Raw genomic sequence first — 10,375 nt, forward strand, 5'->3', positions numbered from 1 at the left:
CACGTTATGTCGTGAGAGACGGGGTAAGGGGATCTCATGATGGCGAAAGCAGCACGGGCGGCGGCGGCGTGGCGCACGTACCGCGAGGTGACCAAGCCGGGCTCGCCGGGACTCATGACGAGAGTACGCGCGATCCCGCGCATGATCGGCGCCGTGACGCGCGGCAGGTACGAAGGGCTCGGCAAGGGCAAGCTGGCGCTGATGGCGATGGGCGTGGTCTACATGATCTCGCCCATCGACGTGGTGCCCGACTTCCTCGTGCTCATCGGCGTCGCCGACGACTTCGGCGTCTTCCTGTGGCTGATGGCGTCGCTCCTCGGCGAGAGCGGCCGCTACGTGGACTGGGAGCGCAAGGTCATCACCGGCCGCGTGGAGACCCGGCCGCAGGAAGGCTAGATCTCTTCCATCCGCAGCCAGGCACGTGACGGGAGCGGGTGGCCGAACAGGCGTGCGGCGTTGCCGTACGCCACTCTGGCGATGTCGGCGGGCGGCAGCGGGCCGAGGTTGCGCGCGACCGTCTGCTGGGTGTCGGGCCACGTCGAGTCGGAGTGCGGGTAGCCGCTCTCCTGCAGCACGTGGTCGAGGCCGACCGCCAGCCGCACGCCGGACAGCGCGTGGTCGTTGAGCGTGCCGAAGAAGAAGTTGCGGCGCAGCACCTCGCTGGGCTTGAGCCCGCCGTCCCACGACGTCTCGCCGCCCGCCACCGGGTGGTCGAGCGCGTAGTCGGCCCGCTCGGCCAGCATTGGCAGCCAGCCCACCCCGCCCTCGACGATGAGGATGCGCAGGTTGGGGAAGCGCAGCGGCAGCCCGGACCACAGCCAGTCGGCACAGCCGAACATGGCGCTGGTCGGCATCAGCGTGGTGATCGCCTCGATGGGGGTGTCGGGCGAGGGCACCGGCGACCAGCCGGACGAGCCGGTGTGGAGGCAGACCACGGTGCCGGTCTCCTCGCAGGCCGCGAAGAACGGGTCCCAGTGGCCGCTGTGGATCGACGGCAGCCGCAGCCGCGTGGGGAACTCGGGGAACACCACGGCCTTGAAGCCGCGCGCCGCGTTGGCCCTGATCTCCTTGGCGGCCACGTCGGGGTCGGGCAGCCAGGGCAGCTGCAGCCCGATGATCCGCTCGGGGAAGGTGCCGGCCCAGACGTCGATGTGCCAGTCGTTGTAGGCCTTGACCAGGGCCAGGCCGAGCTCCTGGTCGCGGGTCCTGGCGAAGGCCACGCCGGCCTGGCCCGCCAGCATGCCGGGGAAGCACAGGGCCGCCCAGATGCCGGCGGTGTCCATGTCCCTGACGCGGGCCTCGATGTCGTAGCAGCCGGGGCGCATGTGCTCGAACCTGACCGGGTCGAGCGTCCACTGCTCGCGCGGCAGGCCGGCGCCGACGTCGAGCCCCGCGCACGGATAGGTGGCGCCGCCGTAGCGCCACACTTGGTGACCGGCCTCGGTCTCCACCACCTTGGGCGCGACCTCGGCGTATTTCTCCGGCACCCTGTCATCGAAAAGGTCGGGAGGCTCGATCAGGTGATCGTCGGCGGAAATGATCACGTAGTCGCGCCGCCTCGGCTCTGGGTCGGAAAGCAGCGGCGTAGTCACGCAGGTAACCGTACGACGACGGGATAACGTCGAACAAGCTGCGACGTATCCGTTGGGTATCCGTGGTGCGTCGCGGACCTCCGACCCGGTGTCCCCCTCGTCGCCCGGCCGCTTCTCCGGGCGCCAGGGCGGGGCCCGGGGTCGCCGAGAGGGGGACGCGGACGACCCCGGGCCGAGGGGGTCCGCCGTAAGGGTGCCGCTCCCCGCGAACCCCGGCGCCGCCTCTACCCGCCGGAGTTCGGTCCAGTCAGCAGATGCTCGCGGAGTTCGGCGACGGCGTCGGGGCCGAGCCCGACCGTGGCCGTGACGTACGCCTCGACGGAGCCGTGCCGGGCGCACAGGTCGGTCAGGAACAGCCGCATCGCCTCGGCCGGGGCCTGCCCGAACCCGGGCCAGACCGCCTCGCCGGGGTGACGGGCGCGCCACGAGGTGACGAACCGCTCGGTGGCCAGGCCGGTCAGCGCGTAGTCGGCGACGATGTCGTCCTCGGCCACGCCCAGCAGCGACAGCACGATCGCCGACAGCAGGCCGGTACGGTCCTTGCCGGCGGCGCAGTGGACGACCACCGGCGCGCTGTCGGCCTGCGCGATGGTCTCCAGGGCCGAGCGCAGGTTGCCGATCCCGTCCTCGGTCACTTCCAGGTAGCGGTCGGCCAGGTAGCGGGCCACGCCGAGGTTCTCGTCGAAGACGGAGACGTTCCAGCGGCGGCCCTCGATGGGGAGGTTGCGGTAGGCCAGCCCGTGGCCGTCGGGGACCCGGCCGTACTTCTCCGCCTCGTAGGGGTGGCGCAGGTCGATGACGGTGCGCACGCGCAGCGCCCGGAACGTGTCGAGGTCCGCGCCCGCGAGGCCGCCGAGGGAGTCGGCCCGGTAGAGGCGCTGCCAGCGGACCGAGCGGCCGTCGGCGGTGACATATCCGCCAAGGTCACGAAAATTGTGGATATTGGCAAATTCGATATGCCGGATCACCCACAACACCCTAATCCGTGCGGGCTTCCTCCGGCTCGGCCACGGACTCCTGAGCCTTCCTGTCGGCCACCTCGCGCTTGATGAGCAGGACCCAGCCGCCCACGGCGATGCCGATGAACAGCCACCACTGCACGCCGTAGGCCAGGTTGAGGCCGCCGCCCGAGCCCACGTCGGGCGCGGGCACCGGCTCGGGGGCGGCGGCGCTCGGGGGCTGCTGCCCGGTCAGCTCGACGTACCCGTCGAGCAGGGGGTACGTCAGCGACCTGCCGATCGAGGCCGGGTTGATGAGCAGCACCTGACGGGGCGGCAGCCCGGACCGCTCCCTGATGCCGCTGTTGGCCTCGGTCTCGCTCGGCCGTAGCCGCCCGGTGACAGTTACCTCACCCGTGGGCGGCGGGGGCACCGCTGGATGCTCGTCGGCGCTCGCCCCCGCCGGGACCCAGCCCCGGTTGACCAGGACGGCGTGGCCGCCGCCGGTGACGAGGGGAGTGATCACGAAGTAGCCCGGCCGCCCGTTCTGCGGACGCCGCCGCACGACGAGCTCCTGCGCGGGATCGTACGTGCCGGTGACCGTGACGCTCCTGAACCGGTCGGACTCCTCGGCGGTCCCGCCCGGCCGGACGAGGGTCTCCAGGGGCACCGGGGCGCTCTCGATGTTGCGGGTGACGAGGTCGCTGTCGGCCGAGCGCTCCTCGAAGCGCCCGAACTGCCACTGCCCCAGGAACACGAAGGCGGGGATCACGAGCAGCACGACGATGTGGAGCGCGACCCAGCGGGGCGTGAGCAGGAACCGGTACACGTCTCAAGGGTAGGCACCGCGGCAGGTGCTCCCGCACGCGGCTCAGGCGGTCCTGCACGCGGCCCCGGGCAGGGGCGTCACCTCGCGGGGACCGCTCACCTCGTGGCCCTCGGCGCAGCGGAGGTACTGCTCGACGGGGGCGCCGCAGTCGCGGTGGGTCAGCAGCGTCGGTGGGCCCTCCTCGCCGGACAGGTATCTGTCGCCCCAGTGCATGAGCGCGACCAGCAGCGGATAGAGGTCGCGCCCCTTGTCGGTCAGCCGGTACTCGTCGCGCTGCCGCTGGCCCGGCTCGCGGTAGGGGACCTTGCGCAGCAGCCCTTCCTCGACCAGGCGCGTCAGCCGGGCGCTGAGCACCTGCCGGGGGGCGCCGGTGTGGGCCTGCATGTCGGCGAACCGCCGCACGCCGCTGAACGCCTCACGCAGCACCAGGAAGGTCCACTTCTCGCCGACGACGTCCAGGGTGCGCTCGATCGAGCAGTTGTCCACCCGGAAAGGCACGATCATGCCGCACATTCTACCTGAGTTCGATTGACAGACTCAGGTTGCCGGGAGGAAGCTGGGTTCATGCTAGGAACTCAGGGGGATCATCTCTTCGGTGTGCGGATCCGCCCGGCCCGGTGCGACGACGCGGAGCGGGTCCGGCGCTTCCTGGCGGGCCTGTCCCTGCACACGCAGACCTTGCGCTTCTTCTCCGGCGTCACCAGGCCCGCCGCCGGCCTCGTGCGCGCGCTCACCGAGATGACCGAAATCAGGGACGTGCTCGTCGCCGTGCACGAGGGGGAGGCCGGGTCCGGGGGAGAGATCGTCGGCCATGCCATGAGCTACCGGGGCGGGGCGGCCGACGTGGAGATCGCTGTGGTGGTGGCCGACCGGTGGCAGGGGTTCGGGCTCGGCCCCGCGCTCGTCAACAGGCTGCTGTCCAGGGCCGCCCTGCGCGGCGCCACCACCGTCGGCATGGACGTGATGGGCGACAACCGCCGGGTGCTGGGCATGATCCGCAAGGTCTGGCCCGGCGCCGCGATGCGGGTGTCCTCAGGGTCGGTGGAGGTGACCGCTATGATCCAGGAGGCCCTACTATTTGCGGAACAACGTTCTGGTGGCTCACCATTGACAGCGTGAAGAGTGCCAAGAACGGACGCGACGGTCGGACCCGGATCATCGAAGGTGCCCTCCGCCGATTCAGCCAGGACGGGGTGTCGGCCACCACCCTGGCGAGCCTCCGTGACGAGAGTGGTGTGAGCGTCGGCAGCTTCTACCACCACTTCGCGAGCAAGGAGCACGTCTTCGGCGTGCTCTACGCCGAGACCCTCCAGGCCTACCAGGCGGAGTTCGTCGCCGAGCTGAGGCGCCACGACGACGCCCGTGACGGCGTGGAAGCGGTCGTCGCCTTCCACATGCGCTGGTCCGGCGAGCACCCCGAGCGGGCCAGGCTGCTCGTCAGCGAGCGCCCGCCGCGCAAGCAGGAGCCGGGCGGCGCCGAGGTGGCCGAGGCCAGGCGCGAGTTCTTCCGCCAGGTCTCCGACTGGTGGCGGCCGCACATGAGGAGCGGCAAGCTCCAGCCCGTCTCCCCGACCATGTGCTACGTGCTGTGGCTCGGGCCGGCGCAGGAGATGTGCCGGCTCTGGTTCGCCGGCGCGCACGCCCCCACCGACGAGGAGGTCAGGGGCCTGGCCGAGGCCGCCTGGCACAGCCTGCGCCAGCGCGAGGACGCCTAGTCGTCAGGCGGGCTGCCGCACGCGTGTGCGCACCCTCCAGTCCGACGCGTCGAGCGAGATGTCGAGCCGCAGCTCTCCCCGCCTCCGGCGCAGCCCCGGCACGCGGACCCGGACCTGCACGGTGAAACGGCCGCCGCGCGGGCAGCCGAACCCCAGCTCGCCGGGGAGCACCCGCAGGTCGTCGCGGTTGCCGCAGCGCGGGCACGTCCACGACACCAGATCGAGCCCTCGGTCGTAGTCGGAGCAGGCGCCGAAGTACTCGTCGGGCGCGAACCGCGCCTCGCAGGCCAGGCAGGGGATGAGCACGGAACATCCGCTCCTCTTCGAACGGCGGGGGGAGAGCATCCAAGAGATACCGCGCCGTACTTGCAACGCGCTGGAAGAATCCCCGGTGTCCGGGTAACAGTATGATCACTGACAGTATCGGATCATGCGTGTCGGTTCGCGGTGAAAGGATGGTGGCGTGGAACGACTGCGCGATCACCTCCTCGAGACCGGCTACACCGTGGACGGCGTACGCGAGCGGCTGGGCGACGTCGCGGCGACCGCGCTCGCCCGCGAGGAGCTGGTCCCCGCCCTGCGCGCCACCGCCGGCGACGACCCGCTCGGCGCGCTGATCCGGCTCTGGTGGCTGGGCGTTCCCGTCGAGGCCGCGCGCCTGCCCGCGGCGGTGCTGGAGCAGGCGCTGGAGTCGGGGCTGGTGAGCGCCGAGGGTGACGAGCTCCGCGCCGGGGTGCACCTGCAGCCCTGGGAGAGCGACGGGTACGTGGTCTCCGACCGGAAGGTGCGCCCCGGCGACCCGGCGCTGCGCCCCGACCACGTGGTGGGCGCGGGCGGCGCGTCCGCCAACCTCGCCCAGCTCGTCACCCGCCGCCCCGCCGGCCGGGCGCTCGACCTCGGCACCGGCTGCGGCGTGCAGGTCGTCTCGCTGGCAGGCCGGGCCGGCCACGTGACCGCCACCGACGTGAACCCGCGGGCGATCGAGCTGGCCCGGCTGAGCTGGCGGCTCTCGGGGATCTCCGGCGTGGACGCCCGCGTGGGCTCGCTGTTCGAGCCGGTCGAGGACGAGCGCTACGACCTGGTCGTGGCCAACCCGCCGTTCGTGATCTCTCCTGGCGGCACGCTGACCTACCGCGAGACCGGCGCGGCCGGCGACGCGTTCTGCCGCGACCTCGTACGGCGGACGCCGCGCCACCTCAGCCCCGGCGGCCAGGCCCACTTCCTGGCCAGCTGGCTGCACGTGGAGGGAGAGGACTGGCGCGACCGGGTGGGCGGCTGGCTGCGCGACGGCGGCTGCGACGCCTGGGTGGTGGAGCGCGACGTGCAGGACCCGGCCGAGTACGTCGAGCTGTGGCTGCGCGACGCCGCCCGGCAGGGCACCCCCGACTACGCCGAACGCTACGACCGGTGGCTCGCCTGGTTCGAGGAGCACAAGGTCGAGGCGATCGGCTTCGGCTGGATCAGCATGCGCAACTCCGGCACGCTCGACCCGGTGGTCCGCGTCGAGCGGCTCACCCACCGGGTGACCCTGCCGGTCGGCGACTACGTGGACGGCGTCCTCGACGCGATCTCGGCCGCCCACCGCGCCGGGGACCTCTCGGCGGCCCGGCTGCGCACCGCCGAAGGGCTGCTGGACGAGCGCGTCGGGCTGCCCGGCGCGGAGGACCCGATGCGCATCGTGCTGCGCCAGACCGCCGGGCTCCTCCGTACGCGCGAGGTCGGCACCGTGGAGGCCGCCCTGGCCGGCGTGTGCGACGGCGAGCTGGCGCTCGGCCCCCTGCTCAACGTCATCGCCGAGCTGGTCGGCGACGGCGCGGCGCCGCAGGCCGAGGCCATCCGCCCGCTCATCGCCGAGGGCTATTTCGTCCTGTGACCCCGCGGTTGATCGGGCGTTGATTGGTTGTTGACCCGCGTGGTCGAAGCTTCTGACAACGACGCGGCCCTGGGGGGTTCGAGGGACCGCGTCGGGTCCGGCCGGTCGCCGTTGTGAGGCGGCTAGCCGCCGCGCGGAGCATCCGGATGACCGGGCCCCCTGGCGACGCGCGGTGGTCAGGCGGCCGGCCGGGCCGCCGATCTGTACGGACCACGGGGGGTTCGTGACTCCCAAAGGACAGCCTTGGTTAACCATGTGTGGATGACACGTCTGGACGACGAGCTGTACTCAGGACTCGACGACCTTCCCCGCGACGGGGATGCCGGCGAGCAGGCTCCTGACATCGTCGGCCTCAGGGGCGCCGAGCCGGGCGAAGAGGCCGAGGGCCTGACGTAGGCACTCGGCGCTGCGGGTGGCGCTGCCCAGCCCCATGAGGGCGCGGCCCAGCACCGTCAGCGACAGCGCCTCCCCGTACGGATGCCCGATCTCCCGCGAGACGACCAGCGCCTGCTCGGCGTGGCGGACCGCGTCCTCGTAGCGTCCGGCGGTGATGAACGTCTCGGCCAGCCGCGAGCACACCCGCTGCTCCCACACCCGCTGCTTGCCCGCGCGGAAGAACGCCAGGCACTCGGCGTGGTGGTGGACGGCCTCGGCGAGCCGGCCCACCCGCGACAGCACGATGCCCAGGTGGTAGCGGGCCCTGGCGGTGCCGGCGCCGCTGCCGATCTCGGTGAACAGGGCCAGCCCCTGCTCCGCCGCCGCGATCGCGTCCTCCGGACGGCCGAGGCCGAGGTGGTCGCGGGCGGAGTAGCTGTGCACCAGCGCCTCGCCGGCGGGCACGCCGTTCTCCCGGTAGAAGCGCATGGCCGCGTCGAACCAGGCCAGCGCCTCGGTGTGGCGGCGCTGCCGGCCCACCACGACCGCCAGCGCGTTGAGCACCTCACCGGTGACGATCTTCTCGTGCCGTGCGGCCGACAGCTCGTGCACCCGGGTGAACTGCTCCTCGGCCTCCGGCAGCCGGTTGCCGGCGAACATCACCCGGCCCAGGACGTACCGGGCGCGCAGCTCGCTGCCCTGGTCGCCCAGGCGGAGCGCGGTGGCGAGCACGGCGCGGGTGGCGTGGTCGAACTCGCGGGTGTGGGTGCCCGACTCCAGCAGCGGCTCCATGGCCACCAGCAGGTCGCCCGCGGGCAGCAGCTGGTCGCCGGCGCGGGCGGAGGCGGCGGCCTGGTTGATCGAGGCGAACAGCGCGTCGCCCTCGACGATCAACCAGGCGACGGCCTCGTCGGCGGTGGAGAAGGTGCGCCCGCTGCCGACCACGGCCAGGTTGTCGGAGATCATGCTGCCCTCGTAGGCGAGCCGGTGCGCCGACTGGGCCGAGGCCAGGTAGAAGCCGAGCAGGCGGCGCAGGGCCATCGTGCGCGCCTGCTGCCGTTCGGCCTTCTCCAGCTCCTTGCGGGCGAACAGCTTGAGCAGGTCGTGGTAGCGGTAGCGGCCGGGCGCGGGCGCCTCCACCAGGCTGGCGTCGACCAGCGACTCCAGCAGGTCCTCCGCCTCGAAGACGCTCATCGACAGCAGCGCCGCCGCGGCCCCGAGCGAGATGTCCGGCCCGGTGGGCAGCGCCAGCAGCCGGAAGGCGCGCTGCTGTGCCGGGTCGAGCTGGCCGTAGCCGAGCGCGAACGTGGCCTCCACGGCCAGGTTGCCGACCCGCAGCTCGTCCAGCCGGCGCTGCTCGTCGGCCAGGCGGGGGACGAGCGAGGCCACGGTCCACGACGGGCGGGCGGCCAGCCGGGCCGCCACGATCCGCACCGCCAGCGGCAGGAAGCCGCAGGCGGCCACCACGTCCATGGCGGCGCCGTGCTCGGCCGCCACCCGCTCGGGCCCGGCCACCGCGGCGAACAGCTGCAGAGCCTCGTCGGGCTCCATCACGTCCAGGTCCACCAGCTTGGCGGAGGGCAGGTCGGCGAGCTTGGACCGGCTGGTCACCAGCGCCGCGCAGCCCGGCGAGCCCGGCAGCAGGGGGCTCACCTGGCCGGCGTCGCGGGCGTTGTCGAGCAGTACGAGGATGCGCCGGTCGGCCAGGATCGACCGGTAGAGCGCGGCCCGGTCGGCCGGCGCCTCGGGGATCACGTCGGCCGGGATGCCCAGCGCGCGCAGGAACGAGCCCAGCGTCGAGGCCGGGTCGGCCGCCTCGTCGGTGTAGCCGCGCAGGTCGGCGTAGAGCTGGCCGTCGGGGAACAGGTGGCCGGTGGCGTGCGCCACGTGCACCGCCAGCGCGGTCTTGCCCACGCCGCCGATCCCGCAGATCGCCGCGACCGGCACGCCCTCGGCCGGCGACTGGGCCGACACCAGCGTGCGCAGCCGCCCGGCGATCTCCTTGCGCCCGGTGAAGTCGTTCACCGCGGCCGGGAGCTGCGCGGGCCTGGGCAGGTCGGGCGCCGGCTCCTCCTCGGGCTCCTTCGCCTCCTCCTGCTCGGCCCTGACAGGCGCGGACAGGCCGGGGTCGGCGGTCAGGATGCGCTGGTGCAGGGCCGTCAGCTCCGGCCCCGGCTCGACGCCCAGCTCGTGGACGAGCGCCTGGCGGGTCTCGGTGAAGACCGCCAGGGCGTCGCCCTGCCGCCCGCACCGGTAGTAGGCGAGCATGAGCTGGGCCCGCAGCCGCTCGCGCAGCGGGTGGTCGGCGGTGAGCGCGACCAGCTCGGCCACCACCGAGGCGTGGTCGCCCAGCTCCAGGTCGAGGTCCATGAGCGTCTCGATGACGCCGAGCCGCCGCTCGACGAGCCGGTCGCGCTGGTGCTCGGCGAACGGGCCGACGGCCCCGGCCAGCGGTTCGCCCTCGAACAGGGCGAGCCCGGCCCGCAGGCGTTCGGCGGCGACGGGCAGCCGGCCCGCGCGGCGGGCGGTCTCGGCCTCGGTGACGGCCCGTTCGAACCGGGTGAGGTCGAGCGAGTCCGCCGGCAGCCGCAGCGCGTAGCCCTTGCCGACCGAGGTCAGCAGTTCGGGACGCGAGCGGGCGGGCCGCTCCGGCTCCAGCACCGTACGCAGACGGGAGACGTAGGTGCGCAGCGCGCCCAGCGCGCGCGGCGGCGACTCCTCGCCCCAGACCGCGTCGATCATCTCGGCCGGGGTGACCGCCCGGCCCTCCTTGAGCAGCAGCATGCCGAGGATCGAGCGCTGCAACGGAGTCCCCAGGTCGAGCTCGTGTCCGTGGCGCCACGCACGGACCGGACCCAGCACGGCGAACCGCAGCCCGTTGTCGACGTCCTGACCAGCCATGCCGCCTGTCCCCACAGCAATGGATCGATTTGGTACCAAATGATAGGTCCATCCTCAGCTCCCACCTAGGAAGGCGCCGATTCGGTGACCGTTCTGTTGATCCGGCATTGATTCCCCGTTGAGCGCCGCAGGCCACTCTCGAAGAGGTACGA

Annotated in this window: 10 protein-coding genes; 4 read left to right on the forward strand and 6 right to left on the reverse strand. The window is 72.7% G+C overall.

Going from position 1 to position 10,375, the window contains the following annotated elements; all coding sequences use genetic code 11:
- Positions 1 to 36 precede the first annotated feature (36 nt).
- Positions 37 to 396 carry a YkvA family protein gene (locus tag OUY22_RS08145; protein WP_270154191.1) on the forward strand — a complete coding sequence of 120 codons (360 nt, stop codon included), beginning with the start codon at positions 37 to 39 and terminating at the stop codon, positions 394 to 396.
- Here OUY22_RS08145 and OUY22_RS08150 read toward each other — a convergent pair.
- The 4 genes from OUY22_RS08150 to OUY22_RS08165 all read right to left on the reverse strand — a co-directional run bounded on the left by OUY22_RS08150 (position 393) and on the right by OUY22_RS08165 (position 3,863).
- Positions 393 to 1,592, reverse strand: coding sequence for an amidohydrolase family protein (locus tag OUY22_RS08150; RefSeq protein ID WP_270154192.1), 1,200 nt, complete (start codon positions 1,590 to 1,592; stop codon positions 393 to 395). The genes OUY22_RS08145 and OUY22_RS08150 overlap by 4 nt on opposite strands.
- 224 nt (positions 1,593 to 1,816) lie before the next feature.
- Positions 1,817 to 2,560: a tyrosine-protein phosphatase gene (locus tag OUY22_RS08155; protein ID WP_270154193.1), complete on the reverse strand. Its 744-nt coding sequence runs from the start codon at positions 2,558 to 2,560 to the stop codon at positions 1,817 to 1,819.
- 10 nt (positions 2,561 to 2,570) lie between these two features.
- Positions 2,571 to 3,359, reverse strand: coding sequence for an SURF1 family cytochrome oxidase biogenesis protein (locus tag OUY22_RS08160; RefSeq protein WP_270154194.1), 789 nt, complete (start codon positions 3,357 to 3,359; stop codon positions 2,571 to 2,573).
- Positions 3,360 to 3,401: 42 nt separating this feature from the next.
- Complete coding sequence (locus tag OUY22_RS08165) at positions 3,402 to 3,863, reverse strand: winged helix-turn-helix transcriptional regulator (protein ID WP_270154195.1); 462 nt, start codon at positions 3,861 to 3,863, stop codon at positions 3,402 to 3,404.
- 93 nt (positions 3,864 to 3,956) lie between these two features.
- Between OUY22_RS08165 and OUY22_RS08170 the strand changes: the two genes are divergently transcribed.
- Together OUY22_RS08170 and OUY22_RS08175 are read left to right on the forward strand one after the other, a co-directional pair.
- A complete protein-coding gene (locus tag OUY22_RS08170) occupies positions 3,957 to 4,478 on the forward strand; it encodes a GNAT family N-acetyltransferase (RefSeq protein ID WP_270154196.1) in 522 nt (173 codons plus the stop codon).
- Positions 4,475 to 5,074: a TetR/AcrR family transcriptional regulator gene (locus tag OUY22_RS08175; protein WP_270154197.1), complete on the forward strand. Its 600-nt coding sequence runs from the start codon at positions 4,475 to 4,477 to the stop codon at positions 5,072 to 5,074. The genes OUY22_RS08170 and OUY22_RS08175 overlap by 4 nt, the downstream gene beginning before the upstream one ends.
- 3 nt (positions 5,075 to 5,077) lie before the next feature.
- Here the strand turns inward: OUY22_RS08175 and OUY22_RS08180 are convergent, their stop codons facing one another.
- Positions 5,078 to 5,380, reverse strand: a complete 303-nt coding sequence (locus OUY22_RS08180; RefSeq protein WP_270154198.1) for a hypothetical protein — start codon at positions 5,378 to 5,380, stop codon at positions 5,078 to 5,080.
- A gap of 157 nt (positions 5,381 to 5,537) precedes the next feature.
- On the opposite strand from OUY22_RS08180, the gene OUY22_RS08185 reads away from it, so the two are divergent.
- Positions 5,538 to 6,947 carry a DUF7059 domain-containing protein gene (locus OUY22_RS08185; RefSeq protein WP_270154199.1) on the forward strand — a complete coding sequence of 470 codons (1,410 nt, stop codon included), beginning with the start codon at positions 5,538 to 5,540 and terminating at the stop codon, positions 6,945 to 6,947.
- Positions 6,948 to 7,235: 288 nt separating this feature from the next.
- On the opposite strand, the gene OUY22_RS08190 is transcribed toward OUY22_RS08185, so the two are convergent.
- A complete protein-coding gene (locus OUY22_RS08190) occupies positions 7,236 to 10,223 on the reverse strand; it encodes an AfsR/SARP family transcriptional regulator (RefSeq protein WP_270154200.1) in 2,988 nt (995 codons plus the stop codon).
- Positions 10,224 to 10,375: the final 152 nt, after the last annotated feature.

The sequence above is a fragment of the Nonomuraea corallina genome, from assembly GCF_027620315.1.
Lineage (GTDB): Bacteria > Actinomycetota > Actinomycetes > Streptosporangiales > Streptosporangiaceae > Nonomuraea > Nonomuraea corallina.